The organism is Nocardia araoensis NBRC 100135, assembly GCF_000308435.1.
GTDB classification, from domain to species: Bacteria; Actinomycetota; Actinomycetes; order Mycobacteriales; family Mycobacteriaceae; genus Nocardia; species Nocardia araoensis.
This window is the reverse complement of record NZ_BAFR01000071.1, coordinates 20,717-44,595: the sequence shown is the minus strand read 5'-3', so window position 1 is coordinate 44,595 and position 23,879 is coordinate 20,717. Positions and strand designations below refer to the sequence as shown.

Genomic DNA, 23,879 nt, shown 5'->3' with positions numbered 1-23,879 from the left:
ACCCGGATCTCCCTGCGGCGGTGTGAAATTCGTCCCTACTGAGGGAGCACCTCGTTCAGCTTGCCGGTGGCGACATCGAAGACGAAGCCGCGGATCGAGTTCTTGTGCGGCACGAACGGGCTGGCAACGATGCGCGCGATCGATTGGCGCACATCGGTTTCGAGGTCCGAGAAGGCCTCCGCCGCCCACTCGGGCTTGATGCCGGTCTCCTCCTGGATGCTCGCCTTGAAATCGTCGTCAGTGAAGGTGAGCATGCCGCAGTCGGTGTGGTGGATCAGGATGATCTCCCTGGTCCCGAGCAGCCGCTGGCTGATGGCCAGCGAGCGGGTCTCGTCGGCCGTGACGACGCCGCCCGCGTTGCGGATGACGTGCGCTTCGCCCTCGGCGAGGCCGAGCGCGCCGTAGACATTGAGCCGCGCGTCCATGCACGCGACGACGGCCACGCCCTTGGCGGGCGGCAGCGGCAGCGGGCCTTGGAAGGTGCTCGCGTACGCCGCGTTGTTCTCCAAGTACTCATCGGTGACAGTCATGGGCCATCCCTACGCTCGGTATGCGTGAATCCCTATGTATGACCAGCCCCACGGTAGGTACCCGCGCGGCGTGGGACATGGGTCCCGTTCACCGTGATTCGTTTACTTGCGCCGGTGGCCCGATGATAGCTCGCCGGCTGCGGGATGCCGGGCCCGTGCGGTGGGGCCCGGCATGTCGGTGCAGTGTATCCGCGCCGGTCAGTGCGCGGCGGAGTCCCAGCTGCGGCCGACGCCGACCGACACCTCCAGCGGCACCGAGAGGGCGATCGCCGAGGACATCCGCTCGCGCGCCAGCGCCTCGAGCGTCTCCCGCTCCCCGTCGGCGACCTCGAACAGCAGTTCGTCATGGATCTGCAACAGCATCCTGGAGCGCAAGCCCGCCTCCCGCATCGCGCGGTGCACGTTGATCATCGCCACCTTGATGATGTCGGCCGCGGTGCCCTGGATGGGGGCGTTGAGCGCCATCCGTTCGGCGGCCTCCCGGCGCTGCCGGTTGCTGGAGTCCAGATCGGGCAGGTAGCGGCGGCGACCGAACAGCGTCTCGGTGTAGCCGACCTTGCGCGCCTGCTCCACCACCTCGTACAGGTAGTCGCGGATGCCGCCGAAGCGGGCGAAGTAGACCTCCATCTGCTCCTTCGCCTCGGTGGTGCTGATCTTCAGCTGCGCGGACAGACCGTAGGAACTCAACCCGTAGGCCAAGCCGTAGGACATCGCCTTGATCCGGCGGCGCAGTTCCGGGGAAACCTCGGAGATCGGGATGTCGAATGCTTTCGACGCCACGAAGCTGTGCAGGTCTTCCCCGGAGTTGAACGCCTCGATCAGCCCCTCGTCCCCGGACAGGTGCGCCATGATCCGCATCTCGATCTGGCTGTAGTCCGCGGTCATCAGCGACTGGTACCCGGAGCCGACCACGAAGGTGTCGCGGATCTGCCTGCCGGTGTCGGTGCGGATCGGGATGTTCTGCAGGTTCGGCTCGGTCGAGGACAGCCGCCCGGTGGCCGCGATCGTCTGGTTGAACGTGGTGTGGATGCGGCCGTCCTCGGCGACGCATTTGAGCAGGCCGTCGACGGTGACCTTCAGTCGAGTGGCGTCGCGGTGGGCGAGCAGGTGCTCCAGGAACGGGTGCTGGGTCTTCTCGTACAGCGACTCCAGCGCGTCCGCGTCGGTGGTGTAGCCGGTCTTGGTGCGCTTGGTCTTCGGCATGTCCAGCTCGTCGAACAGCACCACCTGCAATTGTTTGGGCGAGCCGAGGTTGATCTGCTTGCCGATCACGCCGTACGCCGCCTCGGCCGCTTCGGCTACCCGATCGGCGAACTGCCGCTGCAGCGTGGCCAGCTGGTCGGTGTCCACCGCGATGCCGGCCTCCTCCAGGGTGGACAGCACACCCAGCAGCGGCAGCTCCATGTCCGCCAGCAGCGGGGTGGACTCGATCTGGGCCAGTTCCCCGTCGAGCGCGTCGGCCAGGTCGGCGACGGCACGCGCGCGCAGCATCTGTGCCCGCGCCAGCTCGGCGTCGACGGCGTCCTCGTCGTCGAGCAGCGACAGCTGTGCGGTCTCGCCGGTCTCGGCGCGCAGCTCCCGGTGCAGATAACGCAACGACAGGTCGTCGAGGTTGAACGTGCGCTGGCCGGGACGCACCAGATATGCCGCCAGGGCGGTGTCGCTGGTCAGCCCGCCGAGGGTCCAGCCGCGGCCGCGCAAGGCGTGCAGGGCGGCCTTGGCCTCGTGCAGGGCCTTCGGCACGGCCGGGTCGGCCAGCCAGGCGCCCAGCGCCGCCTCGTCCTCGGGCGTGAGCACCGTGACATCGATGTAGCCGCTCTCCCCGTCACCCGCCGCGATGGCGATCGCGCGCACGTCGCCACCGGCCGGAGCACCCGTGCCGACGATCGAGACGCCATGGCGCACACCGGCTTCGGCGTGCTCGGCGAGCCAGCCCGCGACCGCGCCGATCTCCAGCGCGCCGCCGCTGATCTCGAAACCGGCCTCCGCCTCCGGCTCCGGCGGAGCCAGCGTCTCGAACAGCCGGTCGCGCAGCACGCGGAACTCCAGATCGTCGAACAGCTGATGGATCTTCTCGCGATCCCACGGCCCCTGTGCCAACTGGTCGGGGGTGTACGGCAGCGGCACCTCCCGCATCAGCTCGGTGAGCTGCCGGTTGAGCACCACGCTGCTCAGATTGGCCCGCAGCGCGTCGCCCACCTTGCCCTTCACCTGGTCGACCTTCTCGACCAGGGTGTTCAGGTCGCCGTATTCGCGGATCCATTTGGCCGCGGTCTTCTCCCCCACGCCGGGGATGCCGGGCAGGTTATCGCTCGGGTCACCGCGCAGCGCCGCGTAGTCGGGGTACTGGCCGGGCGTGAGGCCGTACTTGGCCATCACCTCTTCGGGGGTGAACCTGGTCAGGTCCGACACGCCCTTGCGCGGGTACAGCACGGTGACGTTCTCGTTCACCAACTGGATGGAGTCCCGGTCGCCGGTGACGATGAGCACGCGGAAACCCGCGGCCGTCGCCTGCGTGGTGAGCGTGGCGATGATGTCGTCGGCCTCGAAGCCCTCGATCGCCATCACCGGAATGCCCAGCGCGCCCAGCACGTCCTTGGTCAGTTCCACCTGGCCGCGGAACTCGTCCGGCGTGGTGGTGCGATTGGCCTTGTACTCCGGGTACGCCTCGGCGCGGAAGGTCTGGCGCGACACGTCGAACGCCGCGGCCACATGCGTCGGCTTCTCGTCGCGCAGCAGGTTGATCAGCATCGCGGTGAAGCCGTAGACCGCGTTGGTGGTCTGCCCGGTGACCGTCTTGAAATTCTCCGCCGGTAGCGCGAAGAACGCGCGGTAGGCGATCGAATGCCCGTCCAGCAACAGCAACGTCGGCCGGTCTCCCGAGCCGGGATCGCCGGAGCCGGACGCGGGGGCAGGACGCGGAGCGGTCGTGGGTGAACTCACGCCCCAGAGTCTAGGGACCGGCACCGACAAGGCGATACGCCGACACCCGGCAGCCGGAGCCGCCGCGACCGGATTCCGATCCGCGGGGCGCGAGTACCGATGCGCCCCGCGCGGTCAGAGCGTGCCGACCAGTTCCCGCAGCACGGGCAGGCTCACCGATCCGGAACCGAGCACCACGTCGTGGAAGGCCTTGATGTCGAAGTCCGCGCCGAGCCGCTCGGTGGCCGCCACCCGCTGGCGCATGATCTCCAGCTGTCCGATCTTGTAGCCGACCGCCTGCCCCGGCATGGCGATGTAGCGATCCACCTCCACGGTGATCTCGGCCAGCCCGACCGGCGCGTTGGCCACCATGAAGTCGATGGCCTGCTGCCTGCTCCAGCCTTTCGCGTGCAGGCCGGTGTCGACCACCAACCGGCAGGAGCGCCAGGAATCGCCGGCCAGCATGCCCAGGCGGCCGAGATCGTCCTCGTACAAACCCATTTCGTCGGCCAGCCGCTCGGTGTAGAGCGCCCAGCCCTCGACGAACGCGGTGTTGGCGAAGGATTGGCGCTGGAAACGCGGCAGGTGGTCGAGTTCGGTGGCGATGGTGAGCTGGAGATGATGGCCGGGAATCGCCTCGTGGTAGGCCACCGACGCGGTCTCGAAGCGTCCACGGCCGGTGGGATGGTGCTGGTTGACGAAATACGTGCCCGGCCGCGACCCATCGGCGGCGGGCGGGAAATAGTACGCCGCAGGCGAATCCGCGGCCAGGAACTCCGGCACCGGGACGATGTCGCAGGATTCCTTGGGCAGGCGCCCGAACCAGTTCCCCATCTCCGCGGTCGCCAGGGCCAGGGCCCTGCGGGCGTCGAACATGATCTGCTCGGCGTCGTCGTAGCGCAGCGCGGGATCCTCGCGCAGGCGGGCGAAGATCTCGCCGAGATCGCCGGTGCCGAACAGGCGCGCGCCCACCGTCGCGTACTCCTCGCGCAGCTTCGTCAGCTCGGCGAGGCCGAGTTCGTGGATCTCGTCGGCGCCGAGATCGGGCAGCGTGGTGTGGTGGCGCAGCAGCCGCCGGTAGATGTCCTCGCCGTCGCCGCCGAGCCAGCACAGGCCGGGCTGGTCGTCGGGACGGGCGGCGGGCAGCAGTTCGTCGTACAGCGCATCACGGTAGACCTGGAACGCGGGCCGGATGACATCCCGCGTCACCTCGGCCAGTTCCGAGCGCCATGCGGCCTCGCCGTCCCAGCCCCGCGGACCGGCGAAGGTGACGAACGGATCGGCGGCCACGTCGGAATCCAGGTAGCCGTCCAGTTGGTTGAGCGAGCGCTCGATGGCGATCCGCGCGGGCGTGCGGCCCGCGGCCAAGCCCGCGCGGAACCGCTCGACGGCCTGGCCGAGCATGTCCCCGAACTGCCGGTAGCGGCGCACCAGTGCCAGCGCGTGCTCCGGCTGCGGCGCGTTCGTCTGCGGGGCCACCATCAGCACCGCCGCGTGCACGCCGTTCATCTGGTCGGAGGCCAGCTCCACCGGCCGCCATTCCAGATGCTCGACGGCGCCGCGCAATTCGGTGCGCAGCAAGCTGCGGGTGATGCGGTCGGCCCGACTCAACCCTTCGGCGTCGAGCGCGTCGACCGCCCGCAGCAGATCGCGCCAGGTGGACAGCAACCGCTGTTCGGCGTCGACGGACAGATCCTCGATCCGATCGTCGAAGCGGCGGTCGCCGAGCAGAGTCGCCTCGCTCGGCGCCGCCTCGAGCACACTGTCCCAGTACCGCTCGGCCAAGCTCATCAGCTCGTCGTGACCATCCATGGTCACGATCATGCCTCGAGCCCGGCCGCGCGGCACCGGACTCGGCGGCGAGGAAGGCGAAGCCGCACGGCCGCGAAGGCGGAGGTACGCCTGATCGGTGCGGCCGGACGCAGTCCGTCCTCAGCCCGCGCATGGCCGGAGCGAAGGCGGAGGTACGCCTTAGCCCACGCCGAGATACGCCGATTTCACCGCGGGATCGGTGAGCAGTTCCGCGCCGCGGCCGGTTTTGGTGACCTCGCCGGTTTCCATGATGTAGGCGCGGTCGCTGCGGGCCAGCGCCTGCTGCGCGTTCTGCTCCACCAGCAGCACCGTGGTGCCCTGCTGGTTGATCTCGCCGATGATCCGGAAGATCTGCTGGATCACCATGGGCGCCAACCCCATCGACGGTTCGTCGAGCAGCAGCAGCCGGGGCCGCGCCATCAGCGCGCGGGCGATGGCCAGCATCTGCTGCTCACCGCCGGAGAGCGTGCCGCCCACCTGCTTGCGCCGCTCGAGCAACCGGGGAAAGAGCTCGAACACCCACTCCAGCGTCCGGTCGTACTCGGCCTTCTGCTTGAAACCTCGTCCGTAGCAACCCATGTCGAGGTTCTCCTGCACCGTCATGCCGGGGAAGACACCCCGGCCCTCCGGCGCCTGGATCAACCCGTGCAGCACCCGTTCGTGCGCCTTCATCTGGGTGATGTCGCGGCCCTCGAACAGGATCCGGCCCCGCGTCAGGGGCAGCAACCCCGACATGGCGCGCATCGTGGTGGTCTTCCCCGCGCCGTTGGCGCCGAGCAGGGTGACCAGCTCGCCCTCCGCGACGGTCAGCGAGATCCCGTGCAGCGCTTGGATCCTGCCGTAGTTGACGACCATGTCCTTGACTTCGAGCAGCGGTGCGCCGGCGGCCGGCTCGCGCGTCGCCTCCGCCACCGGCTCGGTGACCGCCGCCTTGCCGAGCGGTACCGCTTCCGGCTCCGGTCCGGACGGCGCGACTTTCTCGGTCTCGCCGTCTTCGCCCGGGGCAGTGACGGTTTCGATCGCCTCGGCATCCGGCACGCCGAGATACGCGGCGATCACGGCGGGATTGTCCCGGATGTCCGCGGGCAGCCCGTCGGCGATCTTGCGGCCGAACTCCAGCACCACGATCCGATCGGTCACGCCCATGACCAGTCGCATGTCGTGCTCGATGAGCAACACGGTGAACCCGTCGTCGCGAATCTTGCGGATCAGGTCCATGAGCGCCGACTTCTCGCTCGGATTGAATCCGGCCGCGGGCTCGTCCAGGCACAGCAGCTTCGGCTCGGTGGCCAGCGCGCGGGCGATCTCCAGGCGACGCTGGTCGCCGTAGGACAGATTGCGCGCCTTCTCCACCGCCCGCGGGGCGATCCCGACGAACTCCAGCAGCGCCATCCCGCGCTCGATGGCGTCGCGTTCCTCGCGCCGATGCCGCGGCGTCCGGAACACCGCGCCCGGCACCGAGGTCCGGTGCCGTGCGTCGGTGCCGACCACGACGTTCTCCAGCGCGGTCATCTCACCGAACAGGCGCACGTTCTGGAACGTGCGGGCGATGCCGAGGCGGGTGATCGCGTTGCGTTTGGTCTTGGTCAGCGGTTTGCCGTCGAAGTACACCAGCCCGGAGGCGGGCTGGTAGACGCCGGTGATCGCGTTGAAGCACGTGGTCTTGCCCGCGCCGTTGGGACCGATGAGACCGAGGATCTCGCCGCGGCGGATCTCGAAACTCACCTGGTCCAGGGCGGTGAGGCCGCCGAACTTCACCGTGAGGCCCTCGGTGCGCAGCAGGGGCTCGCCCACCGCGGTCTCGATATCGCGGCGCGGGGCGACCACTTCCGCGACCGTCTCGGCATCGGCGAGTTCCGGGATCACCTGGGTGACATCGACGGTGCCCGCGGACTCGGCCTGCGGTTCGGCCGCGTAGCCCGCGGCCATGTCCTCGTTGTCGAACAGCGCGTCACCCGCGCCCGGCCCGGTCATCGGCCCGCTCCGATCGGCTCGGCCGCGACCGGCCTGCGCACGGCCTGGTACACCTGTCTGCCGTAGGTGAGCAGCTTCTGCCGCACCGGGAACAGACCCTGCGGACGCAGAATCATCATCACCACCAACGCGATACCGAAGTACAGATATTTGAGGTCGCCCAGCGACTGCGCGCCGCCCTTGCGGAACAGCAGCACGCTGCCGAGCAGCAGCAGCGCCAGCACGCCGGTCACCACCATCGCGGTGATCACGCCGCGCCGCGGCCACACGCCCAGCCGACCGGACCACAGCCGCCAGGCGACGATCAGCGCGACGAACACCGCGACATCGATCGCCAGCAGGACGTACCCGGTCGACTCGTTGCTCACCAGGTTCACCGACTGGAGCCGCGCGGGCAGATAGGCGATGACGAACGCGCCGAAGATCACGCCGAGTTTGTTGCCCTGCCCGCCGATGACCACCGCGCACAGGAACAGCATCGAGTTGATGATGTTGAACCCGGTGGGATTGATGAACTGCACCTGTCCGGCGTAGATCGCGCCGGACATGCCGCCTACCGCGGCGCCGATCATGAACGCCCACAGCTTGAACTTGAACGTCGGCACGCCCATGATCTCGGCCGCGTCCTCGTCCTCGCGGATGGCCACCCAGGCGCGCCCCACGCGGCTGCGCTCCAGATTGCCGACCACCAGCAGCACGATGACCACCAGCGCCATGCCGAACCAGTACCAATAGGTGCCGTAGCTGGCGCGGTCGAGCAGGTTGGCACTGTCGGAATCGCCGCTGTTGCCGCCGGAGAACACGCCCTCCGGCCTGCTCGCGGACTCGCCGACGTGCGGGTAGGCGACACCCGACAGGCCGAGGCTGCCGTTGGTGATGTCGGTGAGGTTCTCCGCGAGCAGCCGGACGATCTCACCGAAGCCGAGCGTCACGATCGCCAGGTAGTCCCCACGCAGGCGCAGCGTCGGCGAACCGAGGATCAGGCCGGACACCGCGGTCACCGCGACGGCGATCGGCAGGCACGCCAGCCAGGCCCACTTCGGATCCAGCCAGCCGCCGTCGGTCTGGTTCCACGGGCTGTTGGGGCTGGTGAGCAGGCCGACGGTGTAGGCGCCGACGGCGTAGAAACCGACGTAGCCCAGATCGAGCAGGCCAGCCTGCCCGACCACCACGTTGAGGCCGATGGCCAGCAGCGCGTACATCGCGACCTGCGCCATCACCAGGCCGAAGTTGTAGGACGGGGTGTTCAGCAGGGGTGGCGGGAACAGTGGGAGCAAGGCGAGCAGGATGAGGATCGGGACGCCGACGCCCCACTGCGCCGGCCTGCTCAGGCCGTCCCACCAGGTGCGGATCGCGTCGCCGATGCCGCGGCGCGCGGTGTCCGGCGCGGACGCCGTCTTGGTCGTGTCGGTCATGCGCGCGCCCTTCCGAGACTCTCGCCGAGGATGCCGGTCGGGCGAACCATCAGCACCAGGACGAGCACCACGAACGCGACCACGTCGCGCCACTCGGTGCCGAACAGGATCTGGCCGTACTGCTCCACCACGCCGAGCACCAGTCCGCCGAGCAGCGCGCCGCGCAGGTTGCCGATGCCGCCGAGCACCGCGGCGCTGAACGCCTTGATACCGAGGATGAATCCGCCGGAGTAGATGATCCCGTTCGGGATCTTCAGGGTGTACAGCATCGCCGCCGCGCCCGCGAGCACACCGCCGATGAGGAAGGTCAGCATGATGACCCGCTCCCGCGAAACGCCCATCAGCGTCGCGGTGTCGGGGTCCTGCGCCACGGCGCGGATACCGCGCCCGAACTTCGTCCGGTTGATCAGGACTTCGGTGACGATCGCCAGCACCACGGCGGCGATCACGATGAGCAGCATGATGTTGGTGACGTCCGCGCCGCCGAAACTGAACTGCACGGTGGGCTCGACGAGCCGGATGGCCTGCTGCGCGTTGGTGCCGCCGAGATCGGGGCGGATCTTCGGCAGCACGAAGTGCACCAGTTCCTGGAGGACGAACGACATGCCGATCGCGGTGATCAGGAAGGCGAGCGGCTTGGCGCCGCGCTTGCGCAGCGGGCGATAGGCCACCCGCTCCAATCCGACTGCCGCACCTCCGGATACCAGCATGCCCACCACCATCGCCAACCCCAGATACACGACCGTGAGCGCGACGCCCTGGGTGTAGACGTCGGGGCTGGCCGTGAATCCGAAGATCATCAATCCGATCAACTGGCCGAACAACCCGAGCATGAAGATTTCCGAATGGGCGAAATTGATCAGCCGCAATACGCCGTACACCAAGGTGTAGCCCACGGCGACCAAGGCATAGATGGCGCCGTAGGTCACGCCGTCGACGGTCAGCCGCCAGAAATTATCGATCAGCCCCTCGTAGTTGAAGTCGATCGAGCCGGCCGCGAGTTGTATCACTGCGGCCGATGCCGTTTGTTTCATCTATTTCTGCCCTCATCCATTCGCCCACCGAACAACGGCACGTACGGGGATTCGGACGAACCCCCGTACGTGCCGTGCGCCCGGGATCCGGGGACTACTTGACCTCGTAAACCCAGATCAGCGCGTTCGAAAGCTCACCGTTCGGGTTCCACTTGTACTGACGCGCGAGGCCGGCACCGTCGTACGTCCGCACATAGTCGAGCAGGTCCGGGCGGGTGACCTTCCCGCTGTCGATGCCCTTGGCCAGGATCGTGGTGAGGTCGTAGGCCTCGACCGAGTAGACGCCGGGCGCCTGGCCGTTGAGCGCCTTGTAGTCCGTGGCGAACTTCTCCGGGGCGGGGCCACACGGGCAGGACAGCTTCGCGCCCTTGGCCGCGCTGCCCGCCTGGGCGACGAACTGCGGGTCGTTGGTGCCGTCGGCGGAGACGAAGACCGCCTTCACGCCACCGGACTTCAACTGCTGGGCCAGCGGCGCGGCCTCGGAGTAGTAGCCGGAGTAGAAGATGGCGTCCGGATTCGCCGCCGCCACCTTGGTGACCGTCGCGGAGAAGTCCTTGTCGCCCTTCTTGATGCTGGCCGCGCAGGCCGGGTCGGCGGCGGCGCCCAGGCCTTCGGTGATGGACTTCGCCAGGCCGGTGCCGTAGTCGGTGTTGTCCTGGATGACGCAGACCTTCTTGTAACCGGCGCTGTTGACCAGGTACTTCGCCACCGAGGGGCCCTGCACGTCGTCGTTGGCCAGACCGCGGAAGAAGGTGGTCCAGCCGTTCTGGGTGAGCGTCGCGTTGGTCGCCGACGAGGTGACCGAGACCAGGCCCGCGTCACTGAGGATCTTGCCGGTCGCCTTGGTCTCACCGGAGAAGGCGGGACCGACCAGGCCGATGATCGAGCGGTCGTTGACGATCTGCGGGATCACCTGGGTGGCCTTCTGCGGGTCACCCTCGGTGTCGAACTGCTTGAGTTCGATCTTGCAGCCTGGATTGGCCTTGTTGTGCTTGTCCAGGGCCAGCTTGACGCCGTTGACGATGTTGATGCCGAGCGCGGCGTCAGGGCCGGTCAGCGCGCCCGCCATCGCGATGGCCGTGCCCGGCGCGCAGGTCGCCTTGCCGTCGCCCGCGGGGTCGGCGGCCGTGGCCGCGTCGGCCTTCGGCACTTCCTTGCCCTGCTGGTCGACCTGCAGAACCGGCTGGATCGAGAGACCGCCCGCCCCGTTGGTACCCGAGGAATCCGAACCGCTGCTGGTGGATTTGTCGCTACAACCCGTCAGCACCAGCGCGGCGGCGGCGCCGACGGCCAGAACAGCTCGCGTCGAGCGACTGCGCCATGTCGAACTAAGCACGTTTCACCTCATCTAAGTTCTGTGCTCCCCCGGGATCGCCGAGGAGGCCGACTCACATCAGCCCGGACAGAACATAGCGTCGGTACGTTAGTTCCGCATCACAATCGGATCATGCACGCGACATCGTTTCGAATTCTTGTTCACGACTACGTTTCGTTCGCGTAAATTCTCCCGTGACGCGCGCTCTCACTTCGGCGTCAGGTTCTCCAGCACCACCTCGGCGACCGCCTTCATCGTCGTGCGACGGTCCATTGCGGTGCGCTGAATCCACTTGAACGCCTGCGGCTCCGAAAGGCCCTGCGTCTGCATCAGCACACCCTTGGCCCGCTCGACCAGCTTGCGCGTCTCCAGTCGCTCGGCGAGATTCGCGACCTCGCTCTCCAGCGCGGTGATCTCGTGGAAGCGGCTGGCCGCCAATTCGATGGCGGGCACCAGATCCGATTTCGTGAACGGCTTGACCAGGTAGGCCATCGCACCGGCATCGCGCGCCCGCTCCACCAGATCACGCTGGCTGAACGCGGTCAGGATAACCACAGGGGCAACGCGTTTCGACGCGATCTCCGCCGCCGCATCGATCCCGTCGCGCCGCGGCATCTTCACGTCCATGATCACCAGATCGGGCCGGTGCTCCACGGCGAGATCCACCGCCTGCTGACCGTCACCCGCCTCGCCGACCACCTGATAGCCCTCTTCGGTCAGCATCTCGACCAGATCCATGCGAATGAGCGCCTCGTCCTCGGCGACGACGACCCGCTTCGCCCCGGCGTCCTTCTTGGTGCCGGCGCCCCCAGCTGCTGTGCTCATAGGTAGACCCCTCTGGTTCCGATGCCCTGTACCCGACCCAACCAAAGGAAAGCCGCGCTCGCACGAGGCGAGCACCGGTCAGCCGTCGGGCTGTCGAGTGATGTAAAGAGTACCTTTCACTTCGGCATAGAACGCATATACCCTGCGCAAACCGTGCCCTCGCGCCGCTCGGGCCAACCCATTTCCGTCCACCCCACCCGACCGGCTATAGTTGCCATCCGGTGCGCCGGGTTGGCGGAACTGGCAGACGCGACGGTCTCAAAAACCGTTGTCCGAAAGGACGTGTGGGTTCGAGTCCCACACTCGGCACTCGCTTTTGGGTGTCCCCTGCTCGCGGAGAGCGCTCGCAGGGGGCGCTCGTCGTTTCTTCTGGGGGTGCAACCCCCAGGCCCCGCTCGGCGGGGCTTCGCCCCCGAACCCCCCGATGTGCGTGGTTACGTCGGGCTGGAATCGTGCGATTCGGGCTGGGCCTATCGGCCGTTGCTCAGCGGCTTGGCTCGGGTCCCGGATTCAAGCGCTGACGTGTGGGGTGGAGCTTCCCCATGCCGCCCGCGATCAACTGGTTGCGTGCGCAGTGGTAGCGAGCATGCCCGACACGGGTCGCGGTCGAGCCCACCGAGGCTCGCGAAGGTGGTCGCGGGTGTCACCGCTCATCTAGGTACGCAATTCTCGGTCCGCAGACGGCAGAGCCGGTGGGATCGGACGACACCGACGACGCTGCCGATGTTCTGATCGCAAGGGCCGGCCCTTCGAGCATCGAATGTTACGGGCGATGGCGAGTTGCGTTCATAGTTTTCTCTCCGGCCGCTGCTGTAGCCGGACCGTGTACCAGCAACTGCTCAACGGCTGACACTCGACGGCCGGGTGAAGTCGGATCACGGAGTTGCGCCCTGATCGAACCGATTCCGGTGTCGAATCGTTGTCATATATGGCGACTTCGAGCGTCCGGGGCAGCGAGAGGAATGCGATGCGAGTGAACAGGACCACCGTGGATCTGTCCGAGTACCCGGATCTGGTGGTCATCTATATCGGCATGCGGGTGCGGCGGCCACGGGGGATGCTGCGACTGCTCGGGCTGGGGCCGAAACTCTATCGCTCGCACAAGGATCGCCCGGACGGGTTGCTGCTGCACGAGGACCTCGTGTGGGCGCTGTTCCCGCCGCACTGGGGCGCACGGCAGTATTGGCGCGACCTCGACAGCCTCGAAGCCTGGACCCGGACGCAACCGCATCGGGAATGGTGGCGGGAGTTCCTGCGCGACTCCGGCGGCACCGGCTTCTGGCACGAGGCCTACTTCGCCCGTGGCGGTATCGATGCCATGTACGACGACATGGACCCCGCGACGGGACTCGCGCGGTTCGCGCCCGTGGTCGCCTCCCGTGGTCAGCGGTTCTCCACCCGCGGTCGCGTCCAGGGCAGGCCGGCCGAGGTCGAGCCCGTGGTGGGCGAAAACGTCTACTACGAAGGCGAATCCGGGTAGCCTGCGTGCGGTCATATCACGGAGCAATCACAGTGCAACGTTTGAATGCGTGAGCGCCGGGGTACAGCCATGAAGAGAATCGAACAGCACGACTCTTCGAAGTGACGTACGTCGCAGGCCAGAGGCCGAAGCGGCGCGCTTCGTGTACGGCGCGCTACGAACAGATGAATATGTTGTTCCCACATATGGGACTAATGTCTCAGGGCCTTCTGGTAGCCTTCCCGCCGTTTATCGTTATCGGTATGCACGTCCTGTTCGTCTGCAACGGCAACGTTTGCCGGTCGGTGATCGCCGAGCGGCTCACGCGCGCCCTCGCGGTCGAACACGATCTCCCCTACCTCACCGCCGAGAGCGCGGGAACCCGTGCGCTGGTGGGATTTCCCGTCGAGCCGCTCGCCGCGCAGACCATCACCGGGCTTGGCGCCGACGCGAGCAACTTCCGGGCGCGTCGCCTGAAACCGGAGATGATCGACAAGGCCGATTTGGTCCTCACGATGACCGAGCAGATCCGCGAACAGGTGGTCGACCTGGCCTTCGGCGCCGGAGCCCGCACCTTCACGCTGCTGGAGGCCCACCGCATCGCGCACGTCACCGGCGCGCGCACCGTCGCCGAATTGCATCGGGCGCGCAACGATCTGTCGCTGGTCGGCCGGGAGAACATCGCCGACCCGGTCGGGCTGTCCGCCCAGGCTTTCTGCGAAGTCGGCGACCGCATCGCCGAGGCGCTGGTGCCGCTGCTGCTGGCGCTCGCCCCGCACGAGCAGCCCCGCTGGCCGCACGACGAGCGCCGCGGACTGGTCATCCGCCCCGGTGGCGGACCGGCGCCCCTGGCGACATTCCTCGCCGCCCAACGCACCCGGTGACCACCGGAGAAAACCACAGCCGATAGCGCGCTCGGCGCCGTCGCGTATCGAACCTGTTATCAACGGGCTGTGTTCATTTCCGCATCGGACGCACTAAACTCCCGCCGGACAACACTCTCCGCCGTTGCTGGTTCGACACAGGACAGGAATCGACATGCCGAAACGCATTTCGGATGTTTCGCTCCATGTTTATGTGACACCGGAAACTCTCGAACGCGTCGTCGACACCGTGCGAGAGGTGGTCGATGACCATCTCACCGACCGGGACGTGTTCGCCTGGCGCTTCACCCTGCCGGTCGACGCCGACGACCCGGCCCACGCGGCGCTCGAGAGCCGCTGCCCCGCGAGTCCTTCCGGCGGCATCTCCGACCACCGCAGCACCTACGAGATCGCGCTCAGTTTGGTCGGCGCGCCCGACCAGTTGACCGACGAGCACATGGCAGCGTTGGAACAGCAACTGCTGCTCCGGATCTCGGGCCTGGCGCGAACCGAGCCGGGAGCGGATATCCCGGTCTCGATCCGCGCGTCGCAACGCACCGACGTCGATCTCGACATCGATCGCGACCTCGAATTGCTGTAGACCTCAGCGCCGCGCGGGGAAGTGGCGGATGAGTCCCTCTTGCACCGTGGTGGCCAGCAGATCGCCGCTGCGGGAGTAGAAGCGGCCGGTCGCCAGGCCACGGGAGCCCGCGGCCACCGGCGACTCGGTGCAGTACAGCGCCCACTCGTCGAAACGGAACGGGCGGTGGAACCAGATCGAGTGGTTGACCGTGGCCGCGACGATGCGGTCCAGACCCCATGACAGCCCGTGGGTGGTGATGATCGAGTCCAGCACCGTGGTGTCGGACGAATAGCCCAGCGTCGCCACATGGATCAGCGGATCGTCGGGCAGCCTGCCGTCCGCGCGCATCCACACCCGGTTGTGGTTGAGCCGCTCCCCCGTGCCCTTCAGAATCCACGCCGGATCGTTCGTGTAGCGCATGTCGATCGGGTGCGGCGCCTTGACGAACATCTCCAGCTTGTCCTCCAAGCCTTCGAAGCTCTCCTCCACCCGCGGCAGCGTCTCCGGGTCGGGCACCTCCGGCTGGGCGTGCGCGTGCTCGAGCCCCCTGCCCCAGTCCTGGAACGCGGCGAGCATGACGAACAGCTCCTGGCCGTCCTGGCTGGCGGTGACCGTGCGGTTGGCGAACGCCCGGCCGTCGCGATGCCGGTCCACTCGGTATTCGATCGGCTTCTTCACATCGCCGCCGCGCACGAAATGCGCGTTGACCGCGTGCACCGGACGGTCGCCGACCGTCCGGCCCGCCGCGATGATGGCCTGCGAGACGAGCTGGCCGCCGAAGGTACGGCTCCACACCTTCTCCGGGTGCTGGCCGACGAATACGTCCTCATCCATCTGCTCGAGATCGAGCAGGCCAAGCAGCACATCCAGATCGGAACGCTGCGCATCGGACTCCGCGACGTCGACTGGGCTGCTCAGGGAAGCACTCACTAATGGTCCTCCTCACCGATTCGGTGAACGTGGATCAGGTTGGTGGAACCGACGGTACCGGGCGGGGACCCGGCCACGATGACCACCAGGTCACCCTTCTGGTATCGGTCCATCGACAGAAGTGCTACATCCACCTGGTGGATCATCGCGTCGGTGCTGTTCACGGTCGGCACGATGAAGGTCTCGGTGCCCCAGGTCAGCGCCAGCTGGCTACGGACCTCCGGCAGCGGAGTGAACGCCAGCAGCGGCAGCGGCGTGTGCAGGCGGGCCAGGCGGCGCACCGTGTCGCCCGACTGGGTGAACGCGACCAGCGCCTTGGCGTTGAGCCGCTCGCCGATGTCGCGGGCGGCGTAGGAGATCACGCCGCGCTTGGTGCGCGGCACGTGGGTCAGCGGCGGCACCCGGGTCGACTCGGTCTCCACCGCGTGCACGATGCGCGCCATCGTGCGCACCGTCTCGATGGGGTACTTGCCCACCGAGGTCTCGCCCGACAGCATCACCGCGTCGGCGCCGTCGAGCACCGCGTTCGCCACGTCGGAGGCCTCGGCGCGGGTCGGGCGGGAGTTGTCGATCATCGACTCCAGCATCTGCGTGGCGACGATAACCGGCTTGGCGTTCTCGCGGGCCATCTGGATGGCGCGCTTCTGCACGATCGGCACCTGCTCCAGCGGCAACTCGACGCCCAGGTCGCCGCGCGCGACCATCACCGCGTCGAAGGCCAGGACGACGGCTTCCAGGTTGTCGATCGCCTCCGGCTTCTCCAGTTTGCCGATCACCGGCACCCGGCGGCCCACCCGGTCCATCACGTCGTGCACCAGCTCGACATCGGACGGGGACCGCACGAACGACAGCGCGATGAAGTCCACGCCGAGCTTCAGCGCGAACTCCAAGTCCTCGATGTCCTTCTCCGAGAGCGCGGGAACCGACACGTCCATGCCCGGCAGCGACACGCCCTTGTTGTTGGAAACCGGCCCGCCCTCGGTCACCCGGCAGACCACGTCGTTGCCGTCGACGCCGGTGACGATGAGGCCGACCTTGCCGTCGTCGACCAGCAGGCGATCGCCGGGCTTGGCGTCCTGCGCGAGTTCCTTGTAGGTGGTGGACACGCGATCGTGGGTCCCGTCGATGTCGTCGACGGTGATGCGGACCTCTTCACCCGTCGCCCAGACGGTCCTGCCCTCCAGGAACCGGCCGAGGCGGATCTTGGGACCCTGCAGGTCGGCGAGAATGCCGACCGCCCGGCCGAGGTGGTCGGAGGCCTGACGCACCTTCTTGTAGTTCTCGGCATGGTCGGCGTGCTCGCCATGGCTGAAGTTCAGCCGAGCCACGTCCATGCCGCTCTCGACGAGTTCGCGGATACGGTCCTCGGTGGCAGTGGCCGGTCCGAGCGTGCACACAATCTTCGTCCGTCGCATCACGGGTAGAGCCTAGTCCCGCTGGGTGGGCAGGTCCCGCCGTGGCCATGGTGAATCCTTGGTGAAAAAAATGAACGACAGCTCCATAGCAGGTACAAACGGATATTCATCGTGCGACATGGCGGGCCAACCTCGTTTCCAGCCGGGTCTGCCCGAATCCGAGGATCAGGCAGATCACCCAGTAATACAGCGCCGCGACTCCGTAGAGCGCGAAGAAGTCGAACGTGGGAGCGGCGGCGAGCTGGGCGACGCGCAGCAGCTCGGTCACCAGGATGGTGGAGGCCAGTGAGGTGTCCTTCACCAAGGAGATCAGCGTGTTCGACAGCGGCGGCACGGCGATGCGCGCGGCCTGCGGCAGGATGATCAGCCGCAGCATCGCCGGGTACGACATGCCGAGCGCCTGCGCCGCCTCCCATTGACCCGTGGCGACGCTCAGGATGGCGGCGCGCACCACCTCGGCCGCGTATCCGCCGACGTTGAGGCTGAACGCGATCACCGCGGCGGGAAAGGGGTCGATCACGATGCCGAACTGCGGCAGCGCGTAGAACACGATGAACAGCTGCACCAGCAGCGGTGTCCCGCGAATGATCGAGATGTAGAAGCGGGCCGCCGCCGACAGCGGCCGCACCGGAGACATCCTGGCCAGCGCGACGAACAACGCGAGCACCAGGCCGATGGCGAAGCTGACGGCGGTGAGCGGAAGGGTCTTGGTGAGGGTGGCCTGCAGCATCGGCCACAGGTTGTGCCAGATGAGGTCCCGGGTGGCGGCGTCCATGAACGATGTCGGCTACTGGCTGACGTCGGTCCCGAAATACTTCTCGGAGATCTTCGCCAAGGTGCCGTCGGCGCGCAGCTGGTTCAGCGCGTTGTCCACGTCGGTGATCAGCGCGTCGCCCTTGCGCGCGGCGAACGCCTGCTTGCTCACCGATCCGGTCCGTCCCGCGATCTTCACGCTGGTGTCGCCGGTCTTCTTGGTGTATTCGGCGACTGCCAGGTTGTCGTTGACGGTGGCGTCCACACGGCCGTTCTTCAACAACTGGATGGCCTGTACGAAGCCCTCGACGGCCTCCACTTTCGCGCCCGCGTCGGTGGCGACCTTGCTCCAGTTGCTGGTGGCCGACTGCGCGCAGGTCTTCCCGTTGAGGTCGGCGAGGCCGGTGACGGCGTTGTTGTCGGCGCGGGTGACGATCACGCCCGCCGACGTGGTGTAGGGCGCCGACAGCGCGTACTTGGTCGTGCGCTCGTCGTTCACGGTCACCTGGTTGGCCACCAGGTCGAAGCGCTTGGACTCCAGGCCCGCGAAGATGGCGTCCCACGGCGTCTGCACGAACTCGACCTTCTTGCCGAGTTTGTCGCCGACCGCCTGGATCACTTCCACGTCATAGCCGGTGAGTTTGCCGTCGGAGCCTTGGAAACTGAACGGGGCGTAGGTGCCCTCGGTGCCGACCTTCAGTACGTTCGGGTCGCTGTCACCGCACCCGCTCAGTCCGGTGGCGGCGACGATGGCGAGCATGGCGGCGGCGAACAGCTTGCGACGCACGGAAATCCTCTCTTCGGTGCGTGGAACTCCACACACGGCACGCGAGTCCGGTCATGTTACGCCCGGACCCGTGCACGCGACAGTATCGCGATCACCACGCTCGAAAAGATTGTGCTCATTGATCTCGCCTGAACGACCGGGAGGCGGGGTATCCCCACCTCCCGGCATAGTCGATACCGCGGCGGTCAGTCGCGCAGCGGACGGCCCTGCGAATCGGGAACCTTGCCGACCAGGATCATGACGCCGTCGATGAGACCCCAGATGCCGCCGAGACCACAGGTCAGGATCGTGACCACCAGCTGGGCGATGCCCAGGCCGTTGTATCCGAGATAGAAGCGACCGACGCCGAAACTGCCGAGGAAGATCTGCAGCAGGCCCGCGACCAGCTTCTGCTTGTCCGACAGCGGAACACCGAACGGGTCGCGGCCCCAGGGCGCCTCCGGGTCGTTCGGGTTGTAGCCCTGCGGGCCCATCGGGTACGGCGCCTGCGGGTAGCCGCCCGGCTGCTGGCCGTAGCCGCCGACGGGCTGACCGTACTGCGGCTGCTGGTTGTAGGGGTCCGGCGGCGGGCTGTACTGCGGCTGGCTCTGCTCCTCCAGCGGCTTGGTCAGATCAGGGCCGGTGCCCGGCGGACCGTACTGTGGGCCCCCGGCGCCCGGATTCTGCTGGTAAGGGTCGGTCACTCATGTCCTCCTCATTAGTGCGGGCACCCTCTTGTCGGCCCCCGGCCTCACTGGATCGCCGAACCGCGGCTCGTGACGATCACGAGTCATTGTCACCGGGAACGACCGGGTTGTCGCCCCAGAAATATTCGGTCCTGCCAGTAGTTATCGCGATAGGTCGCCCGATCGTTGCCGCAGAAGAGATTCGGCCACCGCCCGCGACCGAACAGGCCGGCGCGGCCGAGTGGTTTCCCGCGACGCGATCAGGCTTTGTCGGACGCGGCTTTGTCCGAATCCGTTTTCTCCGAACCACTTTCGGAGCCCCCGTGCTGCTCGCCCGGCTCGGTCCCTGATCCGTCGGCGGCGGACCCGGTCTTCTCGGATGCGTCCGAAACCTCCCCGTTCGGCGCCGCCCCGGCCGTGCGCAGCGCGCGGAGCTGCCACGGCCACGGCCGGGGGCTCGCACCCGGTTGCAACTGCTCGGGCGTCTCGCGTCCCTTGGTGGCGAACACGAAGTAGGCGATCGCGGCCAGGAACACGAGGGCGGAGGTGAACGAGTTGATCCGGATGCCCGCGATCTTCGTCGCCTCGTCGTCGCGCATCAGTTCGACGAAGAATCGTCCGAAGCAGTAGCCGGCGACGTAGAGCGCGAACAGGCGTCCGTGGCCGATCCGGAAACGCTTGTCCACGTACACCAGCAGCACGACGACGAGCAGGTTCCACAGCAGCTCGTACAGGAAGGTGGGGTGCACGATCTTCTCGACCACGCCGGTGGAGGCGCCGTTCATCATGTCGAGCTGTCCGCCGTCGCCCACCCGCCGGTAGATCTCCAGACCCCAGGGCAGGTCGGTCTCGCGACCGTAGAGCTCTTGGTTGAAATAGTTGCCGAGCCTGCCGATGGCCTGCGCCAGCAGGATCGGCGGTGCGACCGCGTCACCGAGGGCGGGCAACGGGATCCGGTATACCCGGCAGCCGATCCACGCCCCGATGCCGCCCAGCAGCACCGCGCCCCAGATGCCGAGCCCGCCTTGGTAGATCTTCAGCGCGTCGATCGGATGCCCGTCCGGACCGAAGTATTTCTGCCAGTCGGTGGCCACGTGGTAGAGCCTGCCGCCCACCAGGCCGAACGGCACGGCGAACATCGCGACGTCCAGGATCGCGCCGGGCTGGCCGCCGCGGGCCCGCCAGCGCCGTTCGCCCCACCAGATCGCCACGATGATGCCGAGGATGATGCACAGGGCGTACGCCCGCAGCGGGAACGGACCGAGCTGCCAGACGCCGCGCGCGGGGCTGGGGATGTAGGCCAGCACGGCGCCGCTGACGCCGCCGTCGGCCAGGACACTGTCTGCGAGGACTCGTAACGTCACGGGGCCACCGTAGCGGAGATGCCCGACCGGCCGGCCACCACCGCACCGCCCTCGCCGCGTCAGGGCTTGCCCGCGCCGCGCGGAGCACGCCCGCGGTGCCGACGACGGCCGCCTTCGCACCGCCCGCTTCTGCGTTTTCGCCTACCACGCGGCGTGGTGAACCCGATCGGCTGATCTCGGTCCCATGACCACCCGGTCGCGACCGCCGAGCGACCATGCAGCGGATTCGCTGGTCTACGCGGTGCCGAGCACCGCCGACCGGTCGGCTAGGACGCGACGGTCGCCGACCGCACGCCCTCGGCGAGCTCCGCGGTGAGGGCCCGCACCGCGTCCAGGCCACGGCCCGCCGCGGTCACCAGCGCCGAGCCGACGATGACGCCATCGGCGTAGGACGCGATCTCGGCGGCCTGCTCGCCGGAGCGGACGCCGAGGCCGACGCCGATCGGGATGTCGGAGTGGGTCCGGATCCGCGCGCACAGGGCGGGAGCGGCAGAGGACACCACGTCCCGCGCGCCGGTCACGCCCATGGTCGATGCCGCGTAGACGAAACCGCGGCTGGCCTCGAGCGTCTTCACCAGGCGTTCCTCGGTGGACGACGGCGCGACCAGGAAGATGCGATCCAGATTGTGCGTGGACGAGGCGACGAACCAGTCGTCCGCCTCCTCCGGGATCAGGTTCGGGGTGATGATCCCGGCGCCGCCTGCGGCGGCCAGATCCCGCGCGAAGCGATCCACGCCGTACTGGAGCACGGGGTTCCAGTAGCTCATCACCACGGCCTTGCCTCCGGCGCCGGTGATCGCCTCGACCACCGAGAACACGTCGCGCACCCGCACGCCGCCGCGCAACGCCTGTTCGGCGGCGGCCTGGATGGTCGGGCCGTCCATCACGGGATCGGAGTAGGCGACGCCGACCTCGATGATGTCGCACCCCGCTTCGACCATCGCGCGCACGACCTCGATCGAACCGGCCAGGTCGGGATAGCCCGCGGGCAGGTAGCCGATCAGTGCGGCGCGATTATCGGCGCGGCACGCGGCGAAGGTGTTCGCCAAGCGGGACTGCTGGCTCACCGGCCCTCCTTCTTCGGCTCGTCGAACAGCCCGAACCACCGTGCTGCCGTGTCCATGTCCTTGTCGCCCCGGCCGGAGAGGTTCACCAGAATGATCGCGCCGGGACCGAGCTCCTTGCCCAGTTGCAGGGCGCCTGCCACCGCGTGCGCCGACTCGATCGCGGGGATGATGCCCTCGGCGCGGCTGAGCAGCAGCAGGGCGTCCATCGCCTCGGTGTCGGTGATCGGCCGGTATTCGGCGCGGCCGATGTCCTTGAGGTAGGCGTGTTCGGGCCCGACACCCGGATAGTCCAGGCCCGCCGAGATCGAATGCGACTCGATGGTCTGGCCGTCCTCGTCCTGCAGCAGGTACGAGTAGGCGCCCTGGAACGCCCCCGGTGTTCCGCCGGTGAACGTGGCCGCGTGCCTGCCGGTGTCGACGCCGTCACCGGCCGCTTCGTAACCGATCAGCCGGACGTCGGGGTCGTCGAGGAACGCGTGGAAGATGCCGATGGCGTTGGATCCGCCGCCGACGCAGGCGACGACCGCGTCGGGCAGCCCGCCGGTGGACGCCTGCACCTGGGCGCGGGCCTCCAGGCCGATGATGCGCTGGAAATCGCGCACCAGCATCGGGAACGGGTGCGGGCCCGCGGCGGTGCCGAAGCAGTAGTAGGTGTTGTCGGCGTTGGTCACCCAGTCGCGCAGGGCCTCGTTGATGGCGTCCTTGAGCGTCTGCGAACCGGAGGTCACCGAGATCACCTCGGCGCCGAGCAGACGCATCCTGGCCACGTTCAGGGCTTGGCGCGCCGTGTCGACCGCGCCCATGTAGACGACGCAGTCCAAGCCGAGCAGCGCGCAGGCCGTCGCCGTGGCGACGCCGTGCTGGCCCGCGCCGGTCTCCGCGATCACCCTGCTCTTGCCCATCCGCTTGGCGAGCAGCGCCTGGCCGAGCACATTGTTGATCTTGTGCGAACCGGTGTGGTTCAGGTCTTCGCGCTTGAGCAGGATGCGCGCGCCGCCCGCGTGCTCGGCCAGCCGCTTGCACTCGAACACCGGCGACGGGCGGCCGGTGTAGTCGCGCTGCAGCCGGTCGAGTTCGTTGAGGAAGGAGTCGTCGAGCCGGGACTTCTCGTACTCGGCGGTGACCTCCTCGATGACGGCCATCAGCGCCTCCGGCACGTGCCTGCCGCCGTAGACGCCGAAGTGCCCGCCCACGTCGGGCTCGTGGCCGCTGCGCTGGGCGACGCCGTCGCTGGCCTGAGGTACCGCCGTCACGCCGGTCACCGGCCCCGCCGTGCCGGCTTCGGGCAGGACGGGTGGGTGCCCGCGGTCACCAGCTCGGAGACCGCCGCACGGGGGTCGCCACTGGTCACCAGTCCCTCGCCGACGAGGACGGCGTCCGCGCCCGCGCCCGCGTAGGCCAGCAGGTCGGCGGTGCCGCGGATGCCGGACTCGGCGATCCGGATGACCTCGGTGGGCAAACCGGGCGCGATCCGCGCGAACACGTCGCGATCGACCTCGAGCGTCTTGAGGTTGCGGGCGTTCACACCGATCACGGACGCACCCGCCTCCAGCGCGCGGTCGGCCTCCTCCTCGGTGTGCACCTCCACCAGCGCGGTCATGCCCAGCGACTCGGTGCGGTCGATCAGCGAGGACAGCACGTCCTGTTCCAGCGCCGCGACGATCAGCAGGATGACGTCCGCGCCGTGCGCGCGCGCCTCGTGGATCTGGTACGGGCCGACGACGAAGTCCTTGCGCAGGATCGGGATGCTCACCGTGGCGCGGACCGCGTCCAGGTCGTCGAGCGACCCGTTGAAGCGGCGGCCCTCGGTGAGCACGCTGATGATCCGCGCGCCACCGTCCTCGTAGGCCTTGGCCAGACTCGCCGGGTCCGGGATGTCCGCCAGCTCGCCCTTGGACGGACTTGCTCGCTTGACTTCGGCGATCACGCCGATGCCGTCCTCGAGCAGCGCCGCGCGGGCGTCCAGCGGCGCGGGTGCCGCCGCGGCGGCCGCCTTGACCGCCTGGAAGTCCAGCAGGGCTTCCCGAGCGGCCACATCCGCGCGGACCCCGTCGAGAATCGAGTCGAGTACCGTCATCTGGCTCGAATCCTTTCTGGGGAGACGGACTTGCTACCTGAGAATCCCCCCAGGCGCTGTCTCACCGATGCTGTCAAAGAATAAATGGA

General features: G+C 68.0%; 20 protein-coding genes, 1 tRNA gene and 1 pseudogene. 4 read left to right on the top strand and 18 right to left on the bottom strand.

Annotation, left to right across the window (positions count from 1 at the left end; all coding sequences use genetic code 11):
• Nucleotides 1-35: 35 nt before the first annotated feature.
• The 9 genes and pseudogenes from ON21_RS09655 to ON21_RS09620 form a co-directional block, all read right to left on the bottom strand.
• Nucleotides 36-530, bottom strand: a complete 495-nt coding sequence (locus ON21_RS09655) for a beta-class carbonic anhydrase (RefSeq protein WP_039797271.1) — start codon at nucleotides 528-530, stop codon at nucleotides 36-38.
• Between the two features lie 198 nt (nucleotides 531-728).
• On the bottom strand, nucleotides 729-3,473 hold the full coding sequence (polA, locus tag ON21_RS09650; protein WP_083880508.1) for a DNA polymerase I: 2,745 nt from the start codon (nucleotides 3,471-3,473) through the stop codon (nucleotides 729-731).
• Nucleotides 3,474-3,587: 114 nt separating this feature from the next.
• Nucleotides 3,588-5,264 (bottom strand): DUF885 domain-containing protein, encoded by a 1,677-nt coding sequence (locus ON21_RS09645; RefSeq protein WP_245562524.1) that lies wholly within the window; start codon nucleotides 5,262-5,264, stop codon nucleotides 3,588-3,590.
• 159 nt (nucleotides 5,265-5,423) lie between these two features.
• On the bottom strand, nucleotides 5,424-6,119 hold the full coding sequence (locus ON21_RS41235; protein WP_245562527.1) for an ABC transporter ATP-binding protein: 696 nt from the start codon (nucleotides 6,117-6,119) through the stop codon (nucleotides 5,424-5,426).
• A gap of 162 nt (nucleotides 6,120-6,281) precedes the next feature.
• Nucleotides 6,282-7,238: pseudogene (locus ON21_RS41230) on the bottom strand (ABC transporter ATP-binding protein); the annotation flags it as partial.
• Nucleotides 7,235-8,653 (bottom strand): branched-chain amino acid ABC transporter permease, encoded by a 1,419-nt coding sequence (locus tag ON21_RS09635; RefSeq protein ID WP_039797269.1) that lies wholly within the window; start codon nucleotides 8,651-8,653, stop codon nucleotides 7,235-7,237. The pseudogene ON21_RS41230 and the gene ON21_RS09635, both read right to left, overlap by 4 nt.
• A complete protein-coding gene (locus tag ON21_RS09630) occupies nucleotides 8,650-9,687 on the bottom strand; it encodes a branched-chain amino acid ABC transporter permease (RefSeq protein ID WP_039797268.1) in 1,038 nt (345 codons plus the stop codon). The genes ON21_RS09635 and ON21_RS09630 overlap by 4 nt, the downstream gene beginning before the upstream one ends.
• Nucleotides 9,688-9,781: 94 nt before the next feature.
• Nucleotides 9,782-11,023: a branched-chain amino acid ABC transporter substrate-binding protein gene (locus ON21_RS09625; RefSeq protein WP_373281120.1), complete on the bottom strand. Its 1,242-nt coding sequence runs from the start codon at nucleotides 11,021-11,023 to the stop codon at nucleotides 9,782-9,784.
• Nucleotides 11,024-11,209: 186 nt separating this feature from the next.
• On the bottom strand, nucleotides 11,210-11,827 hold the full coding sequence (locus ON21_RS09620; RefSeq protein ID WP_039797267.1) for an ANTAR domain-containing response regulator: 618 nt from the start codon (nucleotides 11,825-11,827) through the stop codon (nucleotides 11,210-11,212).
• 225 nt (nucleotides 11,828-12,052) lie between these two features.
• Here ON21_RS09620 and ON21_RS09615 point away from each other — a divergent pair.
• The 4 genes from ON21_RS09615 (at nucleotide 12,053) to ON21_RS09600 (ending at nucleotide 14,750) form a co-directional block, all read left to right on the top strand.
• A tRNA-Leu gene (locus ON21_RS09615) sits at nucleotides 12,053-12,136 on the top strand.
• Between the two features lie 658 nt (nucleotides 12,137-12,794).
• The gene (locus tag ON21_RS09610; RefSeq protein WP_039797366.1) at nucleotides 12,795-13,307 is read left to right on the top strand and encodes a monooxygenase family protein; all 513 of its coding nucleotides are present in this window, start codon (nucleotides 12,795-12,797) and stop codon (nucleotides 13,305-13,307) included.
• A 242-nt stretch (nucleotides 13,308-13,549) separates the two neighbouring features.
• On the top strand, nucleotides 13,550-14,170 hold the full coding sequence (locus ON21_RS09605) for an arsenate reductase/protein-tyrosine-phosphatase family protein (RefSeq protein WP_039797266.1): 621 nt from the start codon (nucleotides 13,550-13,552) through the stop codon (nucleotides 14,168-14,170).
• Between the two features lie 193 nt (nucleotides 14,171-14,363).
• The gene (locus ON21_RS09600) at nucleotides 14,364-14,750 is read left to right on the top strand and encodes a hypothetical protein (RefSeq protein ID WP_245562523.1); all 387 of its coding nucleotides are present in this window, start codon (nucleotides 14,364-14,366) and stop codon (nucleotides 14,748-14,750) included.
• Between the two features lie 3 nt (nucleotides 14,751-14,753).
• Here the strand turns inward: ON21_RS09600 and ON21_RS09595 are convergent, their stop codons facing one another.
• From ON21_RS09595 to trpC, 9 genes are all read right to left on the bottom strand, one after another.
• Nucleotides 14,754-15,566, bottom strand: coding sequence for an acyl-CoA thioesterase (locus tag ON21_RS09595; protein ID WP_228830105.1), 813 nt, complete (start codon nucleotides 15,564-15,566; stop codon nucleotides 14,754-14,756).
• A 95-nt stretch (nucleotides 15,567-15,661) separates the two neighbouring features.
• The gene (pyk, locus tag ON21_RS09590; RefSeq protein ID WP_174372154.1) at nucleotides 15,662-17,080 is read right to left on the bottom strand and encodes a pyruvate kinase; all 1,419 of its coding nucleotides are present in this window, start codon (nucleotides 17,078-17,080) and stop codon (nucleotides 15,662-15,664) included.
• A 103-nt stretch (nucleotides 17,081-17,183) separates the two neighbouring features.
• Nucleotides 17,184-17,852 carry an amino acid ABC transporter permease gene (locus ON21_RS09585; RefSeq protein ID WP_039797264.1) on the bottom strand — a complete coding sequence of 223 codons (669 nt, stop codon included), beginning with the start codon at nucleotides 17,850-17,852 and terminating at the stop codon, nucleotides 17,184-17,186.
• A gap of 12 nt (nucleotides 17,853-17,864) precedes the next feature.
• The gene (locus ON21_RS09580; protein WP_039797363.1) at nucleotides 17,865-18,590 is read right to left on the bottom strand and encodes an amino acid ABC transporter substrate-binding protein; all 726 of its coding nucleotides are present in this window, start codon (nucleotides 18,588-18,590) and stop codon (nucleotides 17,865-17,867) included.
• Between the two features lie 212 nt (nucleotides 18,591-18,802).
• On the bottom strand, nucleotides 18,803-19,300 hold the full coding sequence (locus ON21_RS09575) for a TM2 domain-containing protein (RefSeq protein ID WP_039797263.1): 498 nt from the start codon (nucleotides 19,298-19,300) through the stop codon (nucleotides 18,803-18,805).
• 242 nt (nucleotides 19,301-19,542) lie between these two features.
• Nucleotides 19,543-20,646, bottom strand: coding sequence for a prolipoprotein diacylglyceryl transferase (lgt, locus tag ON21_RS09570; RefSeq protein WP_245562522.1), 1,104 nt, complete (start codon nucleotides 20,644-20,646; stop codon nucleotides 19,543-19,545).
• A gap of 266 nt (nucleotides 20,647-20,912) precedes the next feature.
• Nucleotides 20,913-21,713 (bottom strand): tryptophan synthase subunit alpha, encoded by an 801-nt coding sequence (gene trpA, locus ON21_RS09565; protein WP_039797262.1) that lies wholly within the window; start codon nucleotides 21,711-21,713, stop codon nucleotides 20,913-20,915.
• Nucleotides 21,710-22,966 (bottom strand): tryptophan synthase subunit beta, encoded by a 1,257-nt coding sequence (trpB, locus tag ON21_RS09560; RefSeq protein WP_039797360.1) that lies wholly within the window; start codon nucleotides 22,964-22,966, stop codon nucleotides 21,710-21,712. Before trpB ends, trpA begins: the two co-directional genes overlap by 4 nt.
• A gap of 5 nt (nucleotides 22,967-22,971) precedes the next feature.
• On the bottom strand, nucleotides 22,972-23,790 hold the full coding sequence (gene trpC, locus ON21_RS09555) for an indole-3-glycerol phosphate synthase TrpC (RefSeq protein ID WP_039797261.1): 819 nt from the start codon (nucleotides 23,788-23,790) through the stop codon (nucleotides 22,972-22,974).
• Between the last annotated feature and the right edge of the window lie 89 nt (nucleotides 23,791-23,879).

Bases quoted from the DNA above. Each gene is read 5' to 3' on its own strand.
- ON21_RS09655 (WP_039797271.1), bottom strand. From the start codon at position 530: ATGACTGTCACCGATGAGTACTTGGAGAACAACGCGGCGTACGCGAGC.
- ON21_RS09645 (WP_245562524.1), bottom strand. From the start codon at position 5,264: ATGGATGGTCACGACGAGCTGATGAGCTTGGCCGAGCGGTACTGGGAC.
- ON21_RS41235 (WP_245562527.1), bottom strand. From the start codon at position 6,119: ATGGTCGTCAACTACGGCAGGATCCAAGCGCTGCACGGGATCTCGCTG.
- ON21_RS09635 (WP_039797269.1), bottom strand. From the start codon at position 8,653: ATGACCGACACGACCAAGACGGCGTCCGCGCCGGACACCGCGCGCCGC.
- ON21_RS09630 (WP_039797268.1), bottom strand. From the start codon at position 9,687: ATGAAACAAACGGCATCGGCCGCAGTGATACAACTCGCGGCCGGCTCG.
- ON21_RS09620 (WP_039797267.1), bottom strand. From the start codon at position 11,827: ATGAGCACAGCAGCTGGGGGCGCCGGCACCAAGAAGGACGCCGGGGCG.
- ON21_RS09610 (WP_039797366.1), top strand. From the start codon at position 12,795: ATGCGAGTGAACAGGACCACCGTGGATCTGTCCGAGTACCCGGATCTG.
- ON21_RS09605 (WP_039797266.1), top strand. From the start codon at position 13,550: ATGCACGTCCTGTTCGTCTGCAACGGCAACGTTTGCCGGTCGGTGATC.
- ON21_RS09595 (WP_228830105.1), bottom strand. From the start codon at position 15,566: ATGGATGAGGACGTATTCGTCGGCCAGCACCCGGAGAAGGTGTGGAGC.
- ON21_RS09585 (WP_039797264.1), bottom strand. From the start codon at position 17,852: ATGGACGCCGCCACCCGGGACCTCATCTGGCACAACCTGTGGCCGATG.
- ON21_RS09580 (WP_039797363.1), bottom strand. From the start codon at position 18,590: ATGCTCGCCATCGTCGCCGCCACCGGACTGAGCGGGTGCGGTGACAGC.
- trpC (WP_039797261.1), bottom strand. From the start codon at position 23,790: ATGACGGTACTCGACTCGATTCTCGACGGGGTCCGCGCGGATGTGGCC.